Annotated in this window: 23 protein-coding genes; 7 read left to right on the plus strand and 16 right to left on the minus strand. The window is 71.2% G+C overall.

Translation table 11 applies throughout. The features are described 5' to 3' along the window. The first annotated feature begins 222 nt into the window (after nt 1-222). Both EDD90_RS45515 and EDD90_RS55980 read left to right on the plus strand, forming a co-directional pair. Nucleotides 223-771, plus strand: a complete 549-nt coding sequence (locus tag EDD90_RS45515) for a phosphotransferase family protein (protein WP_123978893.1) — start codon at nt 223-225, stop codon at nt 769-771. Nucleotides 772-1,249: 478 nt separating this feature from the next. Continuing rightward, nucleotides 1,250-1,444, plus strand: a complete 195-nt coding sequence (locus EDD90_RS55980) for a hypothetical protein (RefSeq protein WP_185149452.1) — start codon at nt 1,250-1,252, stop codon at nt 1,442-1,444. Nucleotides 1,445-1,884: 440 nt separating this feature from the next. Here EDD90_RS55980 and EDD90_RS59225 read toward each other — a convergent pair whose 3' ends face one another. Beyond that, nucleotides 1,885-2,241, minus strand: coding sequence for a transposase (locus EDD90_RS59225; protein WP_123982304.1), 357 nt, complete (start codon nt 2,239-2,241; stop codon nt 1,885-1,887). A gap of 89 nt (nt 2,242-2,330) precedes the next feature. After that, complete coding sequence (locus EDD90_RS45530; RefSeq protein ID WP_260328510.1) at nt 2,331-3,617, minus strand: glycoside hydrolase family 6 protein; 1,287 nt, start codon at nt 3,615-3,617, stop codon at nt 2,331-2,333. 443 nt (nt 3,618-4,060) lie between these two features. On the opposite strand from EDD90_RS45530, the gene EDD90_RS45535 reads away from it, so the two are divergent. Then, nucleotides 4,061-4,789: a family 16 glycosylhydrolase gene (locus EDD90_RS45535; RefSeq protein WP_123978894.1), complete on the plus strand. Its 729-nt coding sequence runs from the start codon at nt 4,061-4,063 to the stop codon at nt 4,787-4,789. A 68-nt stretch (nt 4,790-4,857) separates the two neighbouring features. Here EDD90_RS45535 and EDD90_RS45540 read toward each other — a convergent pair whose 3' ends face one another. From EDD90_RS45540 to xylB, 9 genes are all read right to left on the minus strand, one after another. Beyond that, nucleotides 4,858-5,871, minus strand: coding sequence for a LacI family DNA-binding transcriptional regulator (locus EDD90_RS45540; RefSeq protein WP_123978895.1), 1,014 nt, complete (start codon nt 5,869-5,871; stop codon nt 4,858-4,860). A gap of 551 nt (nt 5,872-6,422) precedes the next feature. Next, complete coding sequence (locus EDD90_RS45545; RefSeq protein WP_123978896.1) at nt 6,423-7,946, minus strand: aldehyde dehydrogenase family protein; 1,524 nt, start codon at nt 7,944-7,946, stop codon at nt 6,423-6,425. A gap of 96 nt (nt 7,947-8,042) precedes the next feature. Beyond that, nucleotides 8,043-9,299, minus strand: a complete 1,257-nt coding sequence (locus EDD90_RS45550) for a GAF domain-containing protein (protein ID WP_123978897.1) — start codon at nt 9,297-9,299, stop codon at nt 8,043-8,045. Between the two features lie 76 nt (nt 9,300-9,375). Beyond that, nucleotides 9,376-9,981: an N-acetylmuramoyl-L-alanine amidase gene (locus tag EDD90_RS45555; protein ID WP_123978898.1), complete on the minus strand. Its 606-nt coding sequence runs from the start codon at nt 9,979-9,981 to the stop codon at nt 9,376-9,378. 47 nt (nt 9,982-10,028) lie between these two features. Continuing rightward, nucleotides 10,029-11,042 carry an acetamidase/formamidase family protein gene (locus tag EDD90_RS45560; RefSeq protein WP_123978899.1) on the minus strand — a complete coding sequence of 338 codons (1,014 nt, stop codon included), beginning with the start codon at nt 11,040-11,042 and terminating at the stop codon, nt 10,029-10,031. After that, nucleotides 11,039-12,526: an APC family permease gene (locus EDD90_RS45565; protein WP_123978900.1), complete on the minus strand. Its 1,488-nt coding sequence runs from the start codon at nt 12,524-12,526 to the stop codon at nt 11,039-11,041. The genes EDD90_RS45560 and EDD90_RS45565 overlap by 4 nt, the downstream gene beginning before the upstream one ends. Before the next feature lie 167 nt (nt 12,527-12,693). After that, on the minus strand, nt 12,694-13,185 hold the full coding sequence (locus EDD90_RS45570) for an NUDIX hydrolase (protein ID WP_260328511.1): 492 nt from the start codon (nt 13,183-13,185) through the stop codon (nt 12,694-12,696). Nucleotides 13,186-13,289: 104 nt separating this feature from the next. After that, nucleotides 13,290-14,498 carry an ROK family transcriptional regulator gene (locus EDD90_RS45575; RefSeq protein WP_123978901.1) on the minus strand — a complete coding sequence of 403 codons (1,209 nt, stop codon included), beginning with the start codon at nt 14,496-14,498 and terminating at the stop codon, nt 13,290-13,292. A gap of 60 nt (nt 14,499-14,558) precedes the next feature. Continuing rightward, the gene (gene xylB / locus EDD90_RS45580) at nt 14,559-16,004 is read right to left on the minus strand and encodes a xylulokinase (RefSeq protein WP_123978902.1); all 1,446 of its coding nucleotides are present in this window, start codon (nt 16,002-16,004) and stop codon (nt 14,559-14,561) included. A gap of 217 nt (nt 16,005-16,221) precedes the next feature. Here xylB and xylA point away from each other — a divergent pair, with 217 nt between their 5' ends. Both xylA and EDD90_RS57945 read left to right on the plus strand, forming a co-directional pair. Next, nucleotides 16,222-17,388: a xylose isomerase gene (gene xylA / locus EDD90_RS45585; RefSeq protein ID WP_123978903.1), complete on the plus strand. Its 1,167-nt coding sequence runs from the start codon at nt 16,222-16,224 to the stop codon at nt 17,386-17,388. A 184-nt stretch (nt 17,389-17,572) separates the two neighbouring features. Next, complete coding sequence (locus EDD90_RS57945; protein WP_260328512.1) at nt 17,573-18,220, plus strand: hypothetical protein; 648 nt, start codon at nt 17,573-17,575, stop codon at nt 18,218-18,220. Here EDD90_RS57945 and EDD90_RS45595 read toward each other — a convergent pair whose 3' ends face one another. After that, entirely contained in the window at nt 18,221-19,561 is a 1,341-nt protein-coding gene (locus EDD90_RS45595) for an esterase-like activity of phytase family protein (RefSeq protein WP_123978904.1), read from the minus strand. 103 nt (nt 19,562-19,664) lie between these two features. Further along, nucleotides 19,665-20,726 carry a S9 family peptidase gene (locus EDD90_RS45600; RefSeq protein WP_260328513.1) on the minus strand — a complete coding sequence of 354 codons (1,062 nt, stop codon included), beginning with the start codon at nt 20,724-20,726 and terminating at the stop codon, nt 19,665-19,667. Between the two features lie 580 nt (nt 20,727-21,306). Here EDD90_RS45600 and EDD90_RS45605 point away from each other — a divergent pair. Next, nucleotides 21,307-21,489, plus strand: coding sequence for a hypothetical protein (locus EDD90_RS45605; protein ID WP_123978905.1), 183 nt, complete (start codon nt 21,307-21,309; stop codon nt 21,487-21,489). Nucleotides 21,490-21,541: 52 nt separating this feature from the next. Here the strand turns inward: EDD90_RS45605 and EDD90_RS45610 are convergent, their stop codons facing one another. The 3 genes from EDD90_RS45610 to EDD90_RS45620 form a co-directional block, all read right to left on the minus strand. Then, on the minus strand, nt 21,542-22,405 hold the full coding sequence (locus tag EDD90_RS45610; protein ID WP_123978906.1) for a hypothetical protein: 864 nt from the start codon (nt 22,403-22,405) through the stop codon (nt 21,542-21,544). A gap of 134 nt (nt 22,406-22,539) precedes the next feature. Beyond that, on the minus strand, nt 22,540-22,827 hold the full coding sequence (locus tag EDD90_RS45615; RefSeq protein ID WP_123978907.1) for a hypothetical protein: 288 nt from the start codon (nt 22,825-22,827) through the stop codon (nt 22,540-22,542). A 115-nt stretch (nt 22,828-22,942) separates the two neighbouring features. Continuing rightward, complete coding sequence (locus EDD90_RS45620) at nt 22,943-23,551, minus strand: class I SAM-dependent methyltransferase (RefSeq protein ID WP_185149453.1); 609 nt, start codon at nt 23,549-23,551, stop codon at nt 22,943-22,945. A 141-nt stretch (nt 23,552-23,692) separates the two neighbouring features. Between EDD90_RS45620 and EDD90_RS45625 the strand changes: the two genes are divergently transcribed. Then, complete coding sequence (locus EDD90_RS45625) at nt 23,693-24,466, plus strand: MHYT domain-containing protein (RefSeq protein ID WP_123978909.1); 774 nt, start codon at nt 23,693-23,695, stop codon at nt 24,464-24,466. The last annotated feature ends 23 nt before the right edge of the window (nt 24,467-24,489 follow it).

The raw sequence follows: 24,489 nt of genomic DNA on the forward strand, positions 1-24,489 counted from the left end.
GGGACGAGAAGCGACGCACCCCTCAGAGGCTCGGCCATGGCCCCCTGTCGGTGGGAGACGGGTGGCCGAGCTCCGCATGGGCACCGTCCATGCCGCCGTCCATCCTCCTCGTCCCATACCGTGGCGATGATGGCCGACTTCATCACCAGCTGACAGCGAAGTCCCCAGCACCATCTTCGGAGTCACCCCCCGAAGGACTTCCGGAACCGACCACTAAGGCAGTTGCACGCTCTACCCACGCCGGAGTTCGGCCTTCCCCGGTGGGAGCCCATCCGGGAGATGCGCGAGCGCCTGGCCGATTCGTCGGTCCTCCCTCCCGGGGACCATGCGTGGCTCGGTGACAGTGTTGACGAACTCGACGAGCAGCTCGGCGACCTCACCTACCCACTCCCGCACCCGGGCGGGGTCATCCACGGTGACGCCTATATCGGAAACCTGCTCCGCGGTCCCCGTGGCGAACCTGTGTTGTGCGACCTGGACTCCTTGTGCCGCGGCCCCGCCGAATGGGATCTCATCCCGGAGCTGGTGGCCTGCATCCGGTACCGGCGCCCCATAGCCGACTACGACCTCCTGTGCCAGCTCTACGGCGCCGACATACGGACCTGGTCCGGCTGGACCGTCCTCCGCCGACTGCGGGAACTCAAGGTCCTCACCGCTGTCCTGCCGGTCCTCGACAACAGCCCCGGCCTCGCAGAACAGGTCCGCCTCCGCCTTCACGGTCTCCGCGAAGGCTCCGAACCCCCGTGGACCCCCTTCCGCATGACCCACTGACCACCCGCTGAAGGCGAACCGGACAGGCAGGGCACGAGTGGATCTGATCTGACGTCAACGGGCGTACCGCGTCGGCTATCCCCGCTAAGGCTCACACCTCGTCCACAATTGCTCTCGGCGGGGGTTTTGTTCGTGTCCGCGGTTGCTGCCCGTCGTGCTTCGGACCCGATCAGGATCGGGCGTTTCGGGGTAGTTGGGGTGCTGGGTGCGGGCGGGATGGGCGCGGTGTATGCCGCTGTGGGGGAGCGGGTCGAGCGGGCTGCGGTGAAGGCCGTGGATGCCGGGCAGGCGGCGGATGACCAGTTCCGGGCCCGGTTCCGGCACGAGGTACAGGTGCTGCGGCGGGTTTCGGCCCGTGTCTGGTGCCGCTGCTGGACGCCGACCCGGAAGCGGAGATTCCCTGGCTGGCCACCGCTTTCCTACCCGGTCTGACGCTCGGCAATCACGTCGCGGCGCATGGGCCGCTGGCGGGATCCAGTTGCACCTGTTCGCTGCGGAGAAGGCCGGGGCGCTCGCGGCCGTGCACGTCGTCGGGGTGGTCCACCGCGACCTGAAGCCCGCGAGCGTGATCCTGGCGCCGGACGGGCCCCGGGTGCTGGACTTCGGCATCGCTCAAGTCGCCGACGGCACCGCGGTGACCCGCACCGGCATGCTGACCGGTACGCCGGGCTAGGTGAGCCCCGAGTACTACCGGGGCGGCACCGCCGGGCCGTCCGGGGACGTCTTCGCCTGGGGCGCGCTGCTCGCCTTCGCCGCTACCGGCCGCCACCCCTTCGACACCGGCAACGCCGAGGCCGTCGCCTTCCGCGTCCTGAACGCCGACCCGGACCTCGGCGGCGTCCCCGACGACCTGCTCAGCCTGGTGACGACGTGCCTGGCCAAGGAACCTGGCCGCCGGCCCTCATCCGCAGCCGTCGCGCAGCAGAGTGCCGAACTGCTCGGCGAGCAGGCGACCCAGGTCCTCGCCGATGTCCACGACCGGCCTACCGAAGTCCCGAACCTGATCGCCGAGCAGTGGCACCCCCCCGACCGTCGAAGACCCCGTCTGGCCCGCTCCAGCCCCGCGCCGTCCAGGCCGGCGGACCCGGATCGCTGCGGTGGCAGCCGCCGCATTCACCGTGGCCGCCGTCGGCACCTGGGTCGCACTGGCCCCGGACCACGGTGCCCAGGTCCAGCGACTTCGGTCGCTTCTTGCGCGCGTAGTACGCCGACTCCGACAGCCCCAGCACCCGGCAGGCGAACCTCGTTCGCCCGCCTCAACTCCGCGTTTACCCGGCGAAGTTGCCTCAGTTCTTCCTGCTCGGTGGTGGTCAGCCGGTCGTCGCGTTCACCGGTGTCCGCCTCGGCTTGGCGGACCCAGCCGCGCAGGGACTCCTTGTGGATGCCCAGGTCCTTCGCGACGTGCCCGATCGGATGACTGGTGGTGCGGACCTCGCGGACGGTTCGCTCGCGGAGCTCGTCCTGCTTCATGGACTCCACGAAACGGGGTGCAGCTCACCGCAGGTGGGTTATTGGGGGCCGACACCGGGGGAGCCGGGTTGGTGTGCCAAGCGGCGTGATCAGCGCGCGTGGTTGAAGGTCAGCGGAGGGTTGGCGTTGCCGGCGAGGGTGTGGGCGAAGTCCGGCCACCAGGCACCGGCGGGCGGATCCTCGACGCCGCCGTACTCGGGGTCTCCCGGTCCGGCCGTGCCGCGGTGGCAGGTGCCGTCGGACTGGCCGATGGTCTTCACGTACAGGTACGCGTCGGCCAAGGGGGCGCCGGTTTGCGTCGTGGGGCGGTTGCCGACTCCGCGGCCCGGGGCGTTGCACCAGGGTTCGTCGTCGGTGTACTTGCCGGGCGGGGCGGTCCATGCACCCCGTCCGTTTCGGCTGGTGTCCAGGACGTAGTGGGTGAGCCGGTCGGTACGAGGTGTGCCGACGTTGCTGTCGTACCAGGCGTCGGTCCAGTGCCAGGTCGAAGGGTCGTCGAACTCGACCGCGTCGCCCGGGAGCCCGTCGTTGGGGGCAGCCGAGGAGTAGTACTGGCTGGCACACTGGTCGGCCCGCCCAGCGGGGTCAAGGGATTCCGTGGCGTACCAGACGCATTTGGACACCCATGTGCCATAGCGGTTGAGCTGGTCGGTCGGCTGGTAGTTCGAGATGTTGAGGGCGAATCCCTGCGCCTGCCGCAGGCCCGCGTCGATCAGCCGGCCGGTGATCTCACCGACGGGCTGCCACTTGCTGTTGCCGGCGTCCAGGTAGACGGAGGTCGCAGGGTCGGCTTCCAGGGTGCCGACGGCCGATCTGACCTCGGCGATACGGGCGGTGGTGAGCGAACCTGTCGGGTCGGTGTCCGGGCCGCAGTCCTTGGGGAGCAGCGCGAGTGAGTCCGGTTCGACGATGACGACGGCCTTGTAGGTGCCGATGGCTCTGGCGACAGCCTTCACCCAGGCGTCGTAGGCGGCCGAGTCGGCCGCGCCGCCGGCCGAATAGGAGCCGCAGTCCCGGCCAGGAACGTCGTACAGGACCAGCAGTGGGACGGAGCGGGTCGCCTTCGCGGCCTGGACTATGCCTCGGACGCGATCGCCGACTTGCTGGGGGGTTCCGTCGGTCAGCCAGACCGCCTCGGGCCAGCTGGCGAGTTCGGCCATGTTGCGCGCGTCGGCCAGATGGCCGGCCCGCAGGTCGGAGAGGGCCTGGTGAGCGGCTTCGCTGTGTGGATCGACGTAGAAGCGTGTACCGCTGCCCAGTGTTCGGCTCGGTGCTGGTCCGGGGGTGGCTTGTGCGCCGGGGGTGAGGCCTGTCACCACGAGAGCCGCCGCACAGGCCGCGAGGGCCAGCCGGCGGAGCGCTCTGCCATTCATCATGGGGTGGAGTCTCCCTTTCAGTACGTAGGTGTGGGTGAGCCGGGCGACTGCACCGACGGAGCCTCGAATCTCACGGCTCTCCGCCATGCGGCGCACGGTTGGGAGCGCTTCCAGGTTGGTGATGATTGAGCGCACGAGAGCCCGTGTCAAGACTGAAGTGGATGATGTATACGGCTGCATGAGGAACGAAGGCGTGCGGTCGCGTCGTCTCACCTTTGCATTCACGCGCTGAACTCGGTGACCCGCAACGTCCGGCTCGGCACTGCCTTCAGTTCAATCGAGCTCGCTCAACGAAGCGATCGACCCGTTCTCGTTCAACAGTTGAAGTCGAAGCTATTGACAGGAAGTTACGGCGCTGTCATGTTCACCGTCATCGGAGCGAAGTGCCACCTTTGCTGGAAGCGCTTCCAAAATGCATCCACGGCCGAGCAACGGAGCTCACCATGCCAGCTGGTTTCTTCACGTCGGTTCGCAGCGCGGTCACGTTGGTGACGGCGTGCCTGCTGCTGCCCTTCTCCGCTCACCCGGCGCATGCCAGTTCCTGGGGGAGTCCCCAGACCGTCAACTCGTGGAATGTCATCAACGGGAGGTGGACCGCCAACAACGAGCTGGAGACGTACACGCCGAACTGCGTCTGGTACGACGGCGGCACCCTGATGATCAAGACATACAAGGCCGCCGACGGGACGTACTACTCGGGTCGCGTGGAGTCGAAGGCGCTCTACGGCTACGGCACCTACAGCTTCACCGCGAACATGCCCGACGGACGCGGGCTGCTCCCGGCGGTGTGGGCGGCCTACCTGAACCCGTGGCTGCCCGAGTTCGACGCCGCCGAGATCGTCGGCCAGAACAACCACACCGTGTACCAGACACTTCACGACCAGAACAACGGGCAGACTCAGTACTCGAAGAACAACTCCTCGGGGTGGACGAACGCGTTCCACACGTATTCGTTCACGTGGTGGCCCGACCACGTCGACTTCGCGGTGGACGGCACCATCACGGGCTCGAAGCCCTACACCACGCCGGCCGGCACCGGCATGCACTTCATCGTCGACACGGCGGTGGGAGGCGACTGGCCAGGCAATCCGGACAACTCGACCTGGGCAACGGCGGACGGCGCCCGCTACCTGAAGGTCTCCTCGATCACGTACACGCCGTACTACCCGTGACCTGACCGGCGGCCATCCTCCGGGATGGCCGCCGCCCGTGCGGGATCCCGCGAGGGTGGTCCGCACGGTCAGGCGCTGGAACGCACCACCAGATGAGACGGCAGCAGCAGGGGAGTGGGGTCTGCGCCCTCGATGACACCGACCAGCATGCGGGCCATCTCCCGCCCCAGGGCACGGATCGGCTGGTGAACGGTGGTCAGCGGCGGGTGTGCGATCTGCGCCACAGGGAGATCGTCGAAGCCCACGACGGCGACGTCGTGCGGAACCGAGCGGCCGCCTGCGCGCAGTGCACGCAGGGCCCCCGCCGCCATGTTGTCGTTCGCCGCGAACACTCCGTCCACGGCGGGATGTCTCTCGAGCAGCCTGGCCATGGCCAAGGCCCCGCTGGGCTCGTTGAAGTCCCCGGTCTCGGGGGCGTGCGGCCTCCTCCCGGCGAGCAGCAGCGCTTCCCGGTACCCCTGGTAGCGTGCACGGCCCACCTCCGTGTCCAAAGGCCCGCAGATGGTGGCGATGTCGGTGCGTCCGCCGGCGAGCAGATGCTCGGTAGCGCGCCGTGCGCCGGCGACGTTGTCTATGTCCACGTACCAGCGCGGGTCGGCGCCTCCGGGGCGTCCGCCGAAGACGACCGGCAGCTCCGTCTCCGCTGCCAGGTGTGCCAGGGGGTCGTCGGCGTGCAGCGCCATCATCATCACGCCGTCCACGCCTCGGGACCGCAGCAGGTCCCCGACCCGCTTTCGGGCCCGGTCGGAGGCGGCCAGGCAGAGCATGAGATGCAGGTCGGCCTCTTCGAGGACACTGGAGACTCCGGCGATGACCTGTCCGAAGAAGGGGTCCGCGAGCACTGAGGGATCGTGCTGCGAGATGACGAGAGCCGCTGCTCCCGCCTGGCGCGTGGCCAGCGCCCGGGCCTTGGGGTTCGGCACGTATCCAAGTTCCCGTACGGCCCGCTCTACCGCCTCGCGTTTGGCGCGGCTGACATGCGGAGCGTTGTTGAGTGCCCGGGACGCGACGGAGCGGGAGACCTCGGCGAGCGCGGCCACCTCGTCGAGCGTCGGCCGTCCCGACCGTGAGACCTCATTCATCACGTGCCCCTTCATGTCACCGCGTACGTGGAAGCCCTTCCATTCTTGTCTGCTCCGTCCTCCGACGCTTCTCTGCATGCATGGTCTCTACGCTACGAGGGGGTGCGCCACGAGGCGTTGTGATCCGCGTGCGGGTGTCAGACCCGCACCGTCGTTCCGTCGCAGCGGGACGGCAGAAGCAGGGGGTAGCTGGGTCCGGCGAGTCGGCCGGGTCTGGTGCAGAGCAGCCCCGACAACGACGGGACGCCCCGGAACTACCGGACGGTGCGGGTCCGGCAAGCGAGACGGGAAGGTGGACGCGAGGAACCAGCGGTGTAAGGGCGACCGGCAGTAGGCCCTGGAGAGCTGAGTGGCAGCGCGTCAGTCAAGGTGATGTACCCGAGGGCTGAACCGGGGGTTTGGTCCGTGACTGGTCCGGAAGCACTGGTCAGGATGGGTGCAGTCGTGGGAGGAATTGGGAGTTAGTACGCAAGCCGGGCCCGGTCGAGAGCGGGTTGCACGAAGGGCGCCTGACGGGTGAAAACCCAGGTCAGGCGCCTTTCCCCGTGCCTCTAGAAGAAGCCGAGCTTCTTCGGCGAGTATGACACCAGCAGATTCTTCGTCTGCTGGTAGTGCTCCAGCATCATCTTGTGGGTCTCGCGGCCGATCCCGGACTGCTTGTAGCCGCCGAACGCCGCGTGTGCCGGGTACGCGTGGTAGCAGTTGGTCCACACCCGGCCCGCCTGGATGGCGCGGCCCGCGCGGTACGCGGTGTTGATGTCACGGGTCCAGACCCCCGCGCCTAGGCCGTACAGGGTGTCGTTGGCGATCTTGATCGCGTCGTCGAAGTCGTCGAAGGACGTCACCGACACGACCGGGCCGAAGATCTCCTCCTGGAAGATCCGCATGCGGTTGCCGCCCTCGAAGATGGTCGGCTGGACGTAATAGCCGCCCTTCAACTCTCCGTCGTACTCGATGCGTTCGCCGCCGGTGAGGACCTTCGCGCCCTCCTGCCGGCCGATGTCCAGGTAGGAGAGGATCTTCTCCAGCTGGTCGTTGGAGGCCTGCGCGCCGATCATCGTCTCGGTGTCGAGGGGGTGGCCGGGCTTGATGAGGCGGGTACGGGCGACCGCCGCCTCCATGAACTCGGCGTAGTGGCCGCGCTGCACGAGGGCCCGGGACGGGCAGGTGCAGACCTCGCCCTGGTTGAGCGCGAACATCGTGAAGCCTTCGAGGGCCTTGTCGCGGAAGTCGTCGTCGTGCGCCCAGACGTCGTCGAAGAAGATGTTCGGGGACTTGCCGCCCAGTTCGAGCGTGACCGGCTTGATGTTCTCCGAGGCGTACTGCATGATCAGCCGCCCCGTGGTGGTCTCGCCGGTGAAGGCGACCTTCGCCACCCGCGGGCTGGACGCGAGCGGCTTGCCCGCCTCCACGCCGAACCCGTTGACGATGTTCACCACGCCCGGCGGCAACAGGTCCGCGATCAGGCTCATCCAGTAGTGGATGGAGGCCGGGGTCTGCTCGGCGGGCTTGATGACGACCGCGTTGCCGGCGGCGAGGGCCGGCGCGAGCTTCCAAGTCGCCATCAGGATGGGGAAGTTCCACGGGATGATCTGCGCCACGACCCCGAGCGGCTCGTGGAAGTGGTACGCCACCGTGTCGTCGTCGACCTCGCCCAGCGAACCCTCCTGCGCGCGGATCGCCCCCGCGAAGTAACGGAAGTGGTCGATCGCCAGAGGGATGTCGGCGGCCAGCGTTTCGCGCACCGGCTTGCCGTTCTCCCAGCTCTCGGCGACCGCGAGCTGTTCGAGGTGGGCCTCCATCCGGTCGGCGATCTTGAGGAGGATGTCGGAGCGTTCCGTCACCGACGTACGGCCCCAGCCCGGCGCGGCCGCGTGCGCCGCGTCCAGCGCCCGCTCCACGTCCTCGGCGGTGCCCCGTGCGACCTCGGTGAACGGCTGCCCGTTCACCGGCGACGGGTTCTCGAAGTACTGCCCCTGGGCCGGCGGCACGTACTCGCCGCCGATGAAGTGGTCGTAGCGCGCCTGGTAGGAGACGATCGCGCCCTCGGTGCCGGGCGCCGCGTAACGGGTCATGGTGGCCTGCCTCCTTGCAGATGCGCTGCCCGCCGTTGGGCAGCTCTCGGCGCGGAGGGTAGCGACGCGGACGTTGCGCCCACGTTGCGCCGCAGGTCAGCGTCCGGGTGCCGCCAGCTCGGACTCCAGCGCGGCCAACCGGCTCCGTACGACCGCCGTCGGCCGTACCGCCGCGAGCGCCCGCCACACCTCGACGTCGTCCTCGCCCCAGGCGGCGTGCGCCCACCGAGCCAGAAGATCGGGGTCCTGGCACGCGATCAGCGCGGCCCGCAGCCCGTCCGCCAGCCTCTGCCTGAGCCGTACGACCGCGGGCGCCTGCGAGCCCGGCAGCAGGGGCCCGGTGTACGCCCCCACGGCCGCCGTCACCGCCCCGGCCTCCAGCCGTCGCTCCACCACGGCCGCGTCCGACTCCACGGGAGCGGTCAGCCGGTACGGCCGGGAGGCCAGCAACCCCGGGCCCAGCAGCCGCCGCAGCCGGGCCAGTTCGGCCCTCAGCGTCACCGGGGTCACCGACTCGTCCTCGTACAGCGCACACAGCAGCTCGTCGCCGGTCAGCCCCTCCGGGTGCCGGGACAGCAGCACCAGCAGCTCGCTGTGCCGGCGGCCGAGCCTGATCCGGCGGCCGTCCAGCCGGAGCTCGGCCTCGTCACGGCCGAGCGCCGTCAGCGCGGGCGCCTCGTCGGCCGGCGTCGGCGGATCGAGCAGCGCCAACTGCGACTCGGCGGCCCGTGCCACCGCCTGGACGAAGCCCAGGCTGTGCGGATGCGCCAGCCGGTCGCCGCCGGTGATGTCCACCGCTCCCAGCACCCGCCCGGTCCACGGATCGTGCACCGGCGCCGCCGCGCACGTCCACGGCTGCACCCGGCGGACGAAGTGCTCCGCCGCGAACACCTGCACCGGCCGGTCCACCGCTACCGCGGTCCCCGGGGCGTTCGTCCCCACGGCCGCCTCCGACCAGCGTGCGCCCGGCACGAAGTTCATACCGTCCGCCCGTCGCCGGGTCGCCGGATGACCCTCGACCCACAGCAGCCTGCCGTCCGCGTCGCACACCGCCAGCAGATGCTCGCCGTCCGCCGCGAACGTGCCCAGCAGCTCCCGGAACAGCGGCATCACCCTGGCCAGCGGATGCTCGGCCCGGTAGGCCCCGAGATCGCCGTCCGTCAGCTCCACCCGCGCCGCGGCGTCCGGTCCCACCCCGGCCCGCGCCGAGCGCCGCCACGACTCGGCCACCACCGACCGCACCGGGCGCGGCACGGTGCCCACGGTGGTGAACGTCTCGTGCGCCCGGCGCAGTGCCCGGACGCGTTCGGCAGGGTCGGCCCCCGGCTCCAGGGCCACCCATGGATCGGTCAACTCGGCCTCCCGACGGCAATGCGACTGGGGACATCGTCACTCGGGGTGTTCGCATCGACAACCGTTTCGACCGCCCTCAGTCCGAGGACAGGCTCACCAGTCTCATGTAGCGGACCCAGTCCCAGTGCTTTCCCGGATCGGTGTGATCGGTCCCCGGCACCTCCACATGGCCGATGATGTGCCGGCGGTCCTTCGGGATGCCGTATCTGTCGCAGATCGACGCCGTCAGCCGCGCCGACTCCGTGTACATCGTCTCGGTGAAGTACTCCGGCTTGTCCACCCACCCCTCGTGCTCGATGCCGACGCTGCGCGTGTTGTAGTCCCAGCTCCCCGCGTGCCAGGCGACATCGGACTCCCGGACGCACTGCGCGACATGGCCGTCGGCCGAGCGGACCAGATAGTGCGCGGACACCCGCGCCTTCGGGTTCTGGAAGGTGGACAGCGTGCCGGCGTACGACTGCTGTGTGACATGGATGATCACCCGGTCGATCGCGTACTGGTCCGGGCGCTGGGCGGGCGTGCGGTTCTCGCCGCTCGCCGCCTGCCATTCGGCCGACGGATAGTCGACGACTCCGGTCTGCGCGCCCGCGCGGCCCGCGGGGAGCAGCGAGTACGGGACGGCGGCGAGAGCTGCGCCCATCAGGAGCCGTCGCCTGCTGGGGAGCGGTCGTGCCCGGTCCATGGATGGGATGCCTTTCGCGAGCGTGATCGGTGCACGGGGAAGCGCGGTCAGGGGCGAAGTGCTGCCGCCGTCTCGCGCAACCGCGCGTGCAGTCCTCGATAAGTCTCGCCTCCGGGCAGCCACTCCTTGCGCATCTTGGCCACGCAGGTGTAGTTGGTGTCGCACACGTTGGCCAACGGCGATTCCACCGCCTGCGTCACGTACTGGTACGCGTCCAGCTCGCCGAACCCGTAGTCGCGCACCAGCCACTGCACCAGGTCGAGCTGCGATATCCGGAAGGCGTCCTCCAGCGGACGGGCCGAACCCGTCGAGACGATGTGCGTGTCCGACTCCAGCCGGGGCCACGGAGTCGCGATCCCCTTCAGGAGCTCGACGATCACCACCGTGTTCATCGCGCACTCGACGGCCACGCCGCAGGTCTCGCCCTCGCCCTGCCGTGCGTGCCCGTCGCCGAGGCTGAGCAGCGCGCCCTCGACGTTCACCCCGAGGTAACAGGTGACGCCGGCCCGCATCTCGGGTGTGTCCATGTTCCCGCCGTGCGCGTCCGGCACCAGGGCCGAGCGGACCTCCAGGTTCGCGGGCGCCACCCCGACCGTGCCGTGCATCGGGTCCAGCGGCAGCTCCAGCTCGATGTCGCCCTCGCGCGCCCGGAACAGGGCCGTGCGCCGGGTCCGGTCCAGCTGCCAGATCCAGACCGTCTCCGGCAGCGGTGGCTGGAGGGTGGCCGTGGTGTGCGTCGAGGTGAGCGCGCCGAACAGGGGGACCGTGGTCGACGCGGCCCAGTCCCGCGCCGGTTCGATCGACACGAAGTGCACGGCGACCGTGTCGCCCGGCTCCGCGCCCTCGATGTGGAAGGGACCGGTCTGCGGGTTGAGGAACGGGAACTCGCACACCTCGGACACCAGGTCCTTCTCGGACCGCACCCGTCCGGCGAAGCAGTCCTCCGTGTACAGGTCGAGCACCGTGCCGGGCGTGATCCGCGCCACCGGCGGCGCTCCGCCGAACGTCCACGCGTAGTCGTCCGGTCCGGGCCGGACGGTGAGGATCCGGGGGTCGGTCATAGCGGAAGGTCTCCGTTCTCCGGGGTGGTGACGCCGGGGTCGTCCTCGTCGAGATGGACCCGGGCGGTCTCGGCTATGCGCTCGGGGTGACGGCGTATCAGCACCAGGAGCACGACCACTCCGGCGGCCATCCAGACGCCGACCACCGGACCGGCGTACGACACCGGGGCGGTCAGCTTCGTCACGAAGTCGAAGACGGGCAGCCCTGCGGCGGTGAGCAGGGCGGGCACGAACGCCACGATGCCCAGCAACGGAAGGAGGAGGTGCCGTACCGGTTCGAGGGATGCGCGGCCGCGGCGCAGGAAGTAGCCCGCACAGGCGAGGTTGACGACGATGTAGACGCCGATGACGACCGTGACGATCACCGTGGCGAGAAGCAGGAACGCGGTCACCGGGTCGTAGCCGAAGCCCAGCCCCAGCACGGCGCCGACCGCCACGACCGTCTGGACCGCGATGCCGGCGACGGGGGAGCGGTACCGGGGATGGAGCGTGGCGAGGACGCGGGGGAGGACCCGGATGCGGGCCAGCGCGAAGGCCGTGCGCGTGGACACGTTGGTACAGGCGTTGGCGTTGGCGATCGTCGAGTTGACCACCGCGAGGAACACCAGGATCCAGAAGAGCCCGAAGGAGGCCCGGGCGACCCCCTCCCAGGAGGCCGGGCCCGCCGCCCCGAAGGAGGCGAACCGGTCCGGCCCGAAATACACGGTCATCGCGTAGGTCGTCACCACATAGAACAGGCCGATGCCCAGAGCCGCGCCGAGCACCGCGCGGTGCATCGTGCGGCGTGGGTCGCGGGTCTCCTCGGCCAGCGGCGCGGCCGCCTCGAAGCCGGCGAACGCCAGGACGGTGTAGACGGAGCCGGCGAAGACCCCGCTGATGCCCCGGTAGCCCTCCGCGGTGTGCGAAGTACCGAACACGGAGAGGGTGTTGGCGCTTCCCGCCCTGACGATCAGCCACCCGGCGAAGACGAGGAGGACCGCGATCTCGAAGATCCCGAGGGCCGTCCCGAAACGGGCCGAGGCACGGACCCCCAGATACCCGGTGACGGCGATGACGGCGGCGCCGGCGAGCGACCACGGCCACCACAGGTTTGCCGGGTAGGAGGCCCACTCGTCATGAAGGGTCCCCGCCGTGGTGAACCCGAGCTGGAGCAGCAGCAACGGCGGAACCAGCGCCTCCACGAACACATAGCCCCAGCCGACCAGGAACCCCACGGCCGGATGCAGCCCCCGCGCCGCATAGGTGGCCACGGAGCCCGCCGCGGGTAACTCCCGCGCCAGCTCGGCCACACAGGAGGCCGTGAACAGACAGGCCACCAGGGCGATCACCACGGCCAGCGGCAGACTGCCGCCCGCGAAGGCGGCCCCCGAGGGAATTGAGGCGGCGACGGCGGCGGCGGGCGCCATCGCCGTGACGCTCTGGAACAGGACCTCCCGCAGACCGACCGCGTCCCGTCGCAGCCCTGCGGCCACCTCTCCGGCCATACCCACCCCCCGACGTGCGTGAATCCGCCGATCCGACGGATCGCCCCGCGTGCATCACGGTACGGCGCTTGCGGGTTGGGCAGAAGAGCGCCGAGTGCTTCCGTGGACGGGGCGAAGACTGTGGAAAACCCGGCCACCCGAATGAGCGAAGGGGAGCCGGGCGAGTGTCACACGGGCTTGCCTTCCCGCAGGTAGGCGAAGGTGCCCGAGCGGGCGGCGGAGTAGAGCGCGGCGAGCGACGGAAGGTGTGCGGCCAACGGTGTTGCGGCCAGCTCCGCCATGGAGAACAGCGCGTGGTCGTCGTGCTCGTCACTGAGCCGGACCGTCGCGTCGTCCGAGAGGATCCCGCCGTCGAAGAAGCAGTCGAGAACGGGCCCGGTGCCCAGTACATCGGCCCGGTGGTCGATACCCAGCAGCGCGGGCACCGGGCCGAGAGCGATACCGGTCTCCTCCAGCATCTCCCGCCGTGCCGCCGTCCAGGGATCCTCGCCGTGGTCGAGCATTCCGCCGGGCAGCCACCACGTTCCCGCGGCGGGCTGACCGGCGCCGTACCGCAGCATCAGCACGCGATCGCGCTCGTCCAGCATGAACACGCATGACGCGATGAGTGCTTGGGGCTGGGTCCTGATCCATTCCGCGCGGGGCAGCCACTCGGCCACGCCAACCTCCCGGAGTCCGGCGAATTCCCAGGAGTGGCTCCCCGCGGTGGACTCGTCCCGAACCACCGGTCCGAGTGGTTAGGGCCGGGCGGGCCCCGGCGCCGTCAGACCCGCTCCGCCACCGTCGCCGGATCGTCCAGGACGGCACGGACCACCGAATGTGCCGCACCCAGGAGAGGACCCTCGGGGCCCAGGCGGGAGACGGAGACCGGGCAGGCCGGGCCTGTGGTGCGGTCGGCGAGCTCGGTCTCCAAGGAGGGGAGGAGCCAGGGGGCGAGGCCCGCCAGGGCTCCGCCCAGGACGACGGACTCGGGGTCGAGGAGATTGACGGCGCCGGTCAGGGCGATGCCCAGGGCCGTACCGGCGTCGTGCAGGGCGCGTCGTACTCCCTCGTGGGCCTCGCCCGCCTGCTGCGCGAGCAGGCCCACCGCGTCCTCGCGGGACTCGAGGCCGGCCGCGCGCAGCACCGCCTCCTCGCCGGCGTACTGCTCCAGGCACCCACGTCCGCCGCAGGCACAGCGCGGCCCGTCGGGGTGGACCGGCACATGGCCGAGCTCGCCCGCGAAACCGCGCCTGCCGCGCAGCAGCCGGCCGTCGACGACGACCGCGGCGCCGATGCCGATCTCCGCGGACACATGCAGGAAGTCGCGTGGGGTGGCGTCCCCGAGCCACAGCTCGGCCAGGGCACCGAAGTTGGCCTCGTTGTCCACCGTCAGCGGGAGGCCGGCCGGCAGCAGCGTACCGAGGTCGGTGTCGTGCCAGTCGAGGTTCGGGGCGTGGACGACCGTGTGCCCGTCGCGGTCCACCAGACCGGGGACGGCGACCGCGAGCCCGGCCGGCCACAGACCGTCGCGTTCCGCGTCCGCCACAACCCGCCGGACCAGAGCCGTCAGCTCCTCGACCACCGGCCGTGGATCCCGGCCCCGGTTCCTGCCGTGCCGCACGGCACGCGCGCGTACCTCGCCCCGCAGGTCCACCGCGCACACGGCGAGATGGTCGACCCCGACCTCCGCCCCGATACCGGCCGGGCCGCGCCCGCTCACCGCGAGCGCCGAACCCGGCCGTCCGACGCGGTTGGGCCGCTCCGGGCCGAGCTCCTCCAGGAGCCCCCAGCGGACCAGCTCGTCCACCAGGGTCGACACCGCCGCCCTGGTCAGCCCGATGCGCGAGGCCACCGCGGCCCGCGACAGCGAACCCTCGGCACTGACCGCGTGCATCACACGCGCGAGGTTGCGCCGGCGCATGCCCTGCTGGGTGTCCGGCAGGGCACGGCCGGTCGCCGTCGGGCGGGCCTCGTGCAGCGGTGCGGTCATGCCTCCATCAGTCCTCTGGACGGTTCTCTGCCGATCAGCCCTCTGGACGGTCTCTGCTGATCAGCGGTTCTGCGGCGCCCGCTCCAGCAGCGGGGCCGCGTCGGAGAGTACCCCGGAGATCCTGGCCAGCGTCGCGGAGTCCCGCTCCACCGCGTCCAGCACCGGCCCGGCGGCGGTGTTCCAGCGCCGTGCCACCGCCGCCGGGTCCTCGCCGGTCAGCAGCCCGGCCGCCTGCGCGGCGGCGCCCAGCGCGACCAGCTCCTTCGCCTCGGGCACCTGCACCGGACGCCCCGAGAGCCGCCGTACCGTCTCCTGCCAGGCACGGCCGCGGGCGCCGCCGCCGATCAGCAGCAGCGGGGTGGTCCGGTCGGCGTCCTCGTCGAGCACCAGGTCCAGCGCGCCCAGCAGCGCGTGCACGGCGCCGTCGTAGGCGGCCTGGAGCAGCTGGCCGGCGGTGGTGTCGTGACGCAGGCCGTGCAGCAGACCGGAGGCGTTCGGCAGATTCGGGGTGCGCTCGCCGTCCAGGTACGGCAGCAGGGTGACCGACGTGCCGGGCTCGACGGCCTCGCGGTCCAGGCCGAGAAGGGCCGCGACCCGGTCGACCGCGAGGGTGCAGTTCAGGGTGCAGGCCAGTGGCAGCCAGTCGCCGTGCGCGTCGGCGAAGCCGGCGACGGTACCGGTCGGGTCGGCGGGGCGGTGCTTCGAGACGGCGTACACCGTGCCCGAGGTGCCCAGGCTCAGCACCGGGGTGCCCGGGCGCAGCCCGAGGCCCAGCGCGGCCGCCGCGTTGTCGCCGGTGCCGGGGGCCACCAGGGTGCCCTTGGAGAAGGGCAGGTCGTGGCTGTCGCGCACGGTGCCGGCGATCTCGCCGGGCCGGACCACCCGGGGCAGGAAGGCCGGGTCCAGGCCCACGTGCGCGAGGGTCTCCTCGTCGTACGCCTCGGTGGCCGACGCCCACCAGCCGGTGCCGGAGGCGTCGCCGCGGTCGGTGGTGCCCTGCCCGGTCAGCCGCTCGGTGAGGTAGTCGTGGGGGAGCCGTACGGCCCTGGTCGCGCGGACCGCCTCCGGCTCGTGCTCCGCCAGCCAGGCCCACTTGGTGACCGTGAACGACGCGCCCGGCACACTGCCGGTGCGCTCCGCCCATGCCTTCGGGCCGCCCAGCTCCTCGATCAGCCGCTGCGCCTGGGGCGCCGAACGGACGTCGTTCCACAGAATCGCGGGCCGCACCGGCTCGCCCCGCTCGTCCAGCGTGACCAGACCGTGCTGCTGTCCGCCGATCGACACGGCCGCCGCCTCGTGCGCCGCGTCCCCGCACTGGCGCAGCGCCTCGCACAGTGCGTCCCACCACTGGCGGGGATCGCTCTCCCGGCCCGCCCCGGAAGACACGGTGTGCGGCGCCTGACCGCTCGCCACGACCTGTCCGGTGGATGCATCGACCACCAGCGCCTTGGTGGACTGGGTGGACGTGTCCACGCCGACGACGAGCGGACCCTCGGCTGCTGACATCGGTCTCTCTCCCTTTTTTCCGCGCCTCGCGGTTCCCTGACCTGCAGTTTTCCTGGTTCACCGGGGTGTCGCGACCCGGATTTCATCCCTTCGGGACAGGGTGACCCTTCCCAGGGATGCATCGGCATACTAATTTGTAAACGGCCATGACGAAATAGTCGGCCCGACAGTCATTCGCACATTCATCAAGCACAGGCATCAAGCAAGGAGCCGCGGCATGAGCTTCCAGCCCACCCCCGAGGACAGGTTCACCTTCGGCTTGTGGACCGTCGGCTGGCAGGGAAGGGACCCCTTCGGCGACGCCACCCGCCGCGCCCTCGACCCGGTCGAGACGGTGCAGCGCCTGTCCGAACTGGGCGCCTACGGTGTGACGTTCCACGACGACGACCTGATCCCCTTCGGGTCCTCCGACACCGAGCGCGAATCGCACATCAAGCGCTTCCGCCAGGCCCTCGACGCGACCGGCATGACCGTGCCGATGGCCACCACCAACCTCTTCACCCACCCGGTCTTCAAGGACGGCGCGTTCACCGCGAACGACCGCGAGGTGCGCCGTTACGCGCTCCGCAAGACCATCCGCAACATCGACCTGGCCGCCGAGCTGGGCGCGAAGACGTATGTCGCCTGGGGCGGCCGCGAGGGCGCCGAGTCCGGCGCCGCCAAGGACGTCCGGGTCGCCCTCGACCGCATGAAGGAGGCCTTCGACCTCCTCGGCGAGTACGTCACCTCCCAGGGCTACGACCTGCGCTTCGCCATCGAGCCCAAGCCGAACGAGCCGCGCGGCGACATCCTGCTCCCCACCGTCGGCCACGCGCTCGCGTTCATCGAGCGCCTGGAGCGCCCCGAGCTGTACGGCGTCAACCCCGAGGTCGGCCACGAGCAGATGGCGGGCCTGAACTTCCCGCACGGCATCGCCCAGGCCCTGTGGGCGGGCAAGCTCTTCCACATCGACCTCAACGGCCAGTCCGGCATCAAGTACGACCAGGACCTGCGCTTCGGCGCCGGCGACCTGCGCGCCGCCTTCTGGCTCGTCGACCTCCTGGAGAGCGCCGGCTACGAGGGCCCGAAGCACTTCGACTTCAAGCCGCCGCGGACCGAGGACTTCGACGGCGTGTGGGCGTCGGCCGCCGGCTGCATGCGCAACTACCTGATCCTCAAGGAGCGCGCCGCCGCCTTCCGCGCGGACCCGGAGGTCCAGGAGGCCCTGCGCGCCTCCCGTCTGGACCAGCTGGCCCAGCCGACCGCCGCGGACGGCCTTCAGGCGCTCCTCGCCGACCGTGCGGCCTTCGAGGAGTTCGACGCGGACGCGGTCGCCGCGCGCGGGATGGCCTTCGAGCAGCTCGACCAGCTGGCGATGGACCACCTCCTGGGCGCCCGGGGCTGAAGACGCACGCGCGCGTGGGGGCCGCCTTCGCGGCGGACGCCCTCACGCGCGCGTGTCGTCACCTGTACTCGCATGGCCGGTTCTTGCGGGAAATGCTCCGGAATCATGCGGTCCAGGGCATGAGTCCGTATCAACTCCCGCCAGGGGCTCGCGCGATGACCGGTACACGGTGACTCTTGGTGGTATGGCCACGCCGCCCGTACCGCCCCGACCGCCCGGCCCGCCGGGGGGCACTCCACCCTCGGACGGGGGCTACGACCCGCCTCGACACGGGGGTTTCGGCCCGCCGTCGGACGGGGGCTTCGGCCCACCCGCGGGCGGCGGATTCGGACCGCCACCCGACGAGGGTTACGGTCCTCCTTCCGGTGAGGGTTCCGGAACGCCTTCGGGCCACGGGTACGAGCCGCCCCGGCACGGTGGTTTCGGGCCGCCCCCGGACGACCGACACGAGCGGCCCCTCCACGACGGCTTCGGCGCCCCGCCCGGGGACTACGACCCACCCACCGCCGTCGGCTGGACGCCGCCGCCCCCGGAGCCGCCCCGGCGGCGCAGGGGCCCGCTGTTCGCCGTGCTGGCCGTGGTGGTGGCCGCCGTGGCCGTCACCGTCATCGTCCTGATGGCGTCCGGCGGCGACGGCTCACCCGGCAACAAGCCCACCACGAGCAGCCCGAGCACCTCGGGCTCGCCCCGGCCGTCCTTCAGCCTCCCGACCGAACTGCCCAGCAGCCTGCCGTCGCGACTGCCGAGCGGACTGCCCTCGGAGTTCCCCTCGGAACTGCCCAGCGGGTTCCCGAGCGGTCTGGACTCCCTGCTGCCCTCACTGCTGGGGTGACTACAGCCCCTTGGGCAGCCGGACGTACACCAGGGTGGTCTCGATACCGCTGTCGACCAGGCGGCCCTGGGCGTCGAACGCACTCGCCCCGTCCGTCATCCCGAAGTCGTTGTCGTTGATCAGAGCGAGCGTGTCGTGATCCACGCGCGCGATGCCCTCGATCTTCAGCGGCACCCCGGTCACCGTGTTCAGGTCGACCACAAGACGCTTGCCGAGCACCGGCACTCCGGCGGCGGCCGGGTCGTCCAGCTGCTCCAGCGAGGGGGAGGTGGTGTCGTCGTCGTAGGCGCCCCCGAGGATGTTCGACCTGCGGTCCAGCTTCACCTCCTCGAGGCGCGCGGCCTTGTCGGTGCGCTCCTCGACCAGCAGCCGGTCGCCGCCCACCGCCACGATCGACGAGATCTTCAGCTCCGAGGTGTCGTCCTCGCTCGGGTCCACCACGTTCACCGGGTCGAACCGGTAGGCGTACTCGGCTGTGACCGCCTGCCTGCGGGGAGAGAAGCGCAGCAGACGGGTCGTGCGCGAGGCGTCCCCGGCGTCCCCGTCGGGCAGGGACAGCGGGCTCTGCACGGCCATCACGAGATCCCCGTCGGGCAGCAGGGCGAGGCCCTCGAAGCCGCGGTTGATCTTCCGGTGCAGGAAGACGGACGGCAGCGCCTCCACCACCGGGTAGTCGGTACCAGTGAGGTTCAGCCCCTTGGGCACGTAACGGGTGAGCACCTTCCCGCGCGCGGAGACGTGCACCAGCGACGGCCCGTACTCGTCGACGAGCCAGAAGGATCCGTCCGCCGCGCGCACGATGCCCTCGGTGTCCAGACCGTTCGGGTTGTACGACAGCGGGGTCTTGGCGTCGTAGGAGTACGGCGCCTCGTCGCGGCCCGCCTGGTTCGACAGTCCGGTGACGGCCTTGCCCGAGGAGGTGGTGACCGGGATCGCGTCGATCACCTCGAGGCTGCCGCCGCGGACCTGGATCTTCACGATCGCCGGGTCGAATCCGGGCACCGGGAAGGTCCGGCGCTTCTTGCCGTCGACCTTGATCTGGCCGTTGGGGCCGCGGTCGGTGACCGTCCAGTATTCGCCCTTGCGGCCGGCCGGGTAGATGTCGCTGCCGATGCCGCCGAGGTCGATACCCCGGTCGTTGACCACGCTGCCCGGCAGCAGCGTGTTGCTGAAGGCGCCGAGCGGGATGTCGCCGAGGGTCGCCGTGCGGACGACCCGCGCCGCGCCGGACGGGGCGGCGGTGGCGGTGCCCGCCGCCACGAGGGCGGCGGCCAGGGCCAGGGGCAGACCCGTCGCGACGGAACGGTGGACGCGGCGGCTGCCGGCGGCGTGCGGGGACATCGAGCCTCCTGAAGACAAGTCCGTTGGCAGCGGCCAGAGTTGGGCCTCAGGGGGAATGCTTGTCGACGAGTCGGTGAACGCAGGGCGACTGCCACTCGGCGGATCACCGGTTTTCGGCCTCGGGACGGCGGACTGTCGGATTCCGCCGCCCTGGCTGCGCGGTTCTGTCACCCCAGAGCACTGAACCAGCGCACCACCGCGGCGGTTCCGGCCTGCTGGGAGCCCAGGTGCCGGGAACCGCCGTAGTCCGGCGTCCCGAGGTCGACCACTGGGGCGTCGGCCCCTCGGGCGCGCTGTGTGGCGTGACAGTGGGCGTGTTCGCGTTGACGGCCTGCTCGTCCCGGTCGGCGAAATAGAGCCGGACCGGCGCCTTCGGCGCCCAGTCGGTGCACACGCCGTCCGTGATCCTCAGGGTCGCCGCCAGCCGCCCGGTGGGGTGCGCCAGCATCGCCCGGCCCCGGGCGGTCAGCAGCCCGTCGAGGGACTCCGGCGTGCCGGCCACGACCTCCTGACCGGTGTGGGTGCCGTCCAGCAGGCCCTCGATCGTGCCGTCGTACGGTGCCCGGAACACCTGGGAAGGCGCGTCGTACAGGTGGTGCAGGCGGTTGAAGGCGACCAGGGTCAGTGCCGTGTAGATCACGCTCGCCTTCGGCTTCGTCCGCCCGGCCAGCAGCGCGGGAAGCTCGGCGTCCCGGAACGCGTACGCACCGCTGACGGGCGCCACCGCGCGGAGACGGAACCATCCGTCGGCCCTCTCCTGCAGCGACCGGGCCAGTCCCAGTGCCGCCGAGGCCCCTTGGGAGAAGCCGGTGACCAGTACCTCGCGCCGCAGCTCACGGCCCCGCGCCGACACGGCGGTGCGGGACGCGCGCAGCATGTCGAGGGCGGCCGTCGCCTCCGAGGGCACGTCCATCCAGGGATGGGGGCCGGGCCCCAGGCCCAGACCGAGGTAGTCGGGGAGCGCCGCGGCGAACCCGGCCGAGGCACAGGTCAGCGCGGGAGCCTGGTCCCAGACGTCCGCCGAGACGGAGGCGACATCGCCCTTGAAGAGCTCGGTGCCGTGGGTGAAGGACACGGTGCGCAGCCGCCGTTCACCACTGCGGGGCAAGGCCAGCAGCCCGCTGGCGGTGGTGGGCCGGCCATGGGGATCCACCGTGTGGTACACGATCCGGAAGGGTCCAGACCGTAGCGCACGGCGCCGGTGTCCCAGGCGCCCGCCGCGTCTACCGCCAGTTCCGCCGCGACCTCCCGGGCGGTCAGCGTCCGCAGATGCTCGACGGACACGAGCGTGCCTCGCGACACGTCCGCCGTCGTCGGCGCGGGAACGGCGGCCCGGGGGCCGGCCGCTCCCTGCGCAACCACGGCCGTCGCGGTGCTCGCCATCAGTGCCACCGACACGGCCGAAATCACCAGTACCCTGCTCATTCGCTTCATACCGTGACCGTACGAATCCCGGGTGCGGTCGCCCGTCCGGCCAACCGGCCTGTGCGAGTGGGGTTTTCCGCAGGGGCGCGTCGTCGGCCCGGCGGGCGCGGGGCGACCACGTCCCGGCTGGATCGGCCGCAGGCCCACCGGGAATGGCTACGCTGAGAGCCGGAGCACTTCACAATCTGTTCGACCCGGTACCCGGGGGCCAGTAAGGGTCGCTCGTCAGGGATGTCTCAGGGTCGCGCTCCGGAACCGCGGGAAGCGCGCACCCGTTTTCAGATCAGAGAGCGGCAACGGCCGCGAAGGAGGCGACGCTGATGTCGAAGAACGCGAAGATCGCCGCGGGAGGTGTGGCGGTCGGGTTGATCCTGTTGATATGGCTGCCCTGGTGGGTGTCGTTCCTGATCGTGGTGGGCGTCCCGGTGGCGGCGTACCTCACCCTCGACCCCTCGCAGCGGCGCAGGCTGCGCAGGGTCACGCGCAAGGAGATCGGCCACTGAGCCACCGTCCCGAGGCCGCGCCCCCGACCGGCGGGAAGCGGCCCGGGACGGCTCACAGGGGGCGTACGGCCATCTTGTCGAGGGCCTCCAGGAGGCCGGGGAGCTCGGGACCCCGGCCTACGGGCAGCACTTCGCCCGGCTCCTCGTCGAGAAGCACGAAGGCCATGTCGTCGGTGCGGGCCACCATCGACCAGCCGGGCCCGTCGGCGCGCAGCGTACGGGCGTCACCCGGGGCGAACGACGAGCGGACCCGCCCCAGTGGCGGAGGCATCTCCACATAGGCCCATGCCTCGGCCAGGACCCGCCGGATCCCGGCGTGCCCCTTGGGGGCCGCCTCGGTGCCCTCCGAGGCCTCCTCGGGGGCCTCCTCGGAGGCTTCCGAGGTGCCGGCCGCCGCTGGTGCCGCCGCCGGGAAGTGGTCGTCGCTGATCTGCTCCCGCCAGATGGCCCACTGGAGGGCGATCTCGTCCGCGCCGAGCCGCCGTTGTGCCGCACCCCAGGAGCTGGTGTCCGGTGGGGTCAGCGGGGTCCGGTCCGCCACCTCCGGGCCGGGATCGTGCGGCGGGGGCACGTTGGGAGCCGCCACGGCGACGGCGAGCGGCCAGCCGGGCAGTGCGGCGACCACCGTGCGCTCGTCCGGCGACAGGTCGTACTCCATGCCGCAGTCCCAGGACGCGATCGCGACCGCGACCAGCGAGACGTCGTCGATGACGACCGTCCAGCGAGCCCCTTCCCCGTCCTGGCCGAGCACCAGGCCGTATCCGTCGGCGCGCGGCGCCAGCTCCAGCGCCGCGCAGGCCTCCGGATAGTCGTCGCCCAGCACGCTCGGAAACTGCGCCGGCGTCAGCAGCACCGCCGTGAGCACGTACAGCGCCTCGTCCGCGGCGGCGACGACCTCCTCGCCCGTATCGGCCATCACTGTCTCCCAGTCGTTCGTCCAACGGCGCGCACCCTAGTGCGACGGGAAGGCCGTTGTCACGACCGGCAGCACACGCGGAGCTGCAGCTTTCCACCGGGACGGGACGAATCGGCCTCGTCGGCACCGAAGGTTCACACGACCGGCAGCCCCAGGAGGTCACGCGCCACCGTCCGCGGCGACTCGTCGCGCTCTCGCGCCAGTGCGACGACGGCCCGGCACGCCAGCTCGCTCACCCCGAACGACAGCGCCTCCGGCGACACCCAGCCGGACACCTCCTCGATCCGGTCCTGGTCATCCTCCGCGCGGGCCGTCACATAGGCGGCCGCGGCCTCGAACAAGTTGTGCGTGCGCCGCTGCGGTGTCTGTGCGCCCCCGGCGCCACGAAATCTGCCTGCGTACCTGCGGATCCGGTCGAACACGCGGGCCACCTTCCCCTGTCGCTTCCGAACAGTCGGCTTCCTCCACCGAACGCAGGGTTGAAGCTCCGGCAACAGAAGAGGGCGACCCCGCGGCCCTCGCCGCGGCGGTCGCCGGCTAGCGCCCGCGGACCGCCAGGGTCAGGAAGCGGGCGTCCTCGTCCACGTACGACGTCATGCGCCAGCCCGAACCGGCCAGCAGCGGGCCGAGGTTGCCCTCCGCACGCAGGTCGCCCGGGGTGATCTGCCGCCCCTGGCGGGCCGCCAGGGCGGCCCGGCCTATCGGGTGGAACAGGGCGAGCGTGCCGCCGGGGCGGACCACGCGTGCCAACTCCCGCAGATTATCGGCGGGCCGGGGCAGGTGGGCTATCAGGCCCGCGGCGAACACGGCGTCGAGCGACTCCGACCGCACCGGCAGCGCCGCGACGTCGGCGAGCAGCAGGCACCCGGCGCGGTCCCGGCCGGCCCGTACGGCGGCCTGCAGCATCGCCGGGGTCAGATCCATTCCGAGGACCACACCCGACGGCCCCACGGCCGCACGCAACGGCGGCAGTGCGCGTCCCGTGCCGCAGCCCGCGTCGAGCACCCGATCACCCGCGCGCAGCCCCAACTCGGTCACGGCGGACGCGTACGCGGGACCGTCGTCCGGAAACCTGCTGTCCCAGTCGGCCGCCCGCTCGGTGAAGAACTCCTGGACATGTGTGTGGTCGTCGCTCATGTAACGCATGATCTCTCACTGTCACGGAGGACGTCCTTGCGCGCACGTTCGAGCGGGACGCGATCGTTCCGGCGCATATCTGAGTCATATTGCAGCACCTTTCGAAATGCGCCCCCTTTGTGCGCCCATGCCCCCTAGCGTCCCTGGGCCATGGGACACCTGGACCACGCCACCTTCGGCTGGCTGACCCCCGTGCTGTCGTACGTCATGGCCTGCATAGGCGCCGCACTGGGGCTGCGCTGCACCGTCCGCGCACTCGGCAGCACGGGCCGCTCGCGCCGCAACTGGCTCCTCACCGCCGCCTCCGCGCTCGGCACCGGCATCTGGACCATGCACTTCGTGGCCATGCTCGGCTTCAGCGTCAGCGGTACCGACATCCGCTACGACGTACCGCTGACCATCCTCAGCCTGCTCGTCGCCGTGGTCGTGGTCAGCGCCGGCGTCTTCGCCGTCGGCTACAGCCGTGACCGCAACCGGGCGCTCCTGCTCGGCGGACTCACCACCGGACTCGGCGTCGCCAGCATGCACTACCTCGGCATGGCGGCCGTCCGGCTGCACGGCGACGTGCGCTACGACCCGATGCTCGTCGGGCTCTCCGTGCTCATCGCCGTGGTCGCCGCGACCGCGGCCCTGTGGGCGGCCCTCAACATCAGGTCGCCCGTCGCCGTCACCATCGCCTCCCTGGTCATGGGGGCGGCCGTCAGCAGCATGCACTACACCGGGATGTTCGCGGTCAGCGTGCACGTCACGCCCTCCGGCACCCCCCTGACCGGGGCCACGGCGATGCAGTTCATCTTCCCCCTCGCCGTCGGCCTCGGGTCCTACCTGTTCCTCACCTCGGCCTTCGTCGCGCTCTCGCCCACGGCCGGTGAGCGCGAGGAGTCCGCCTCGGCCCAGCGGCCCGTGACGCCCGCCACCCGCTGACCCGGCCCGGCCCAGGGCCCCGA

Origin of the sequence: Streptomyces sp. Ag109_O5-1 (assembly GCF_003814875.1) — a bacterium.
Taxonomy (GTDB): Bacteria; Actinomycetota; Actinomycetes; order Streptomycetales; family Streptomycetaceae; genus Streptomyces; species Streptomyces sasae.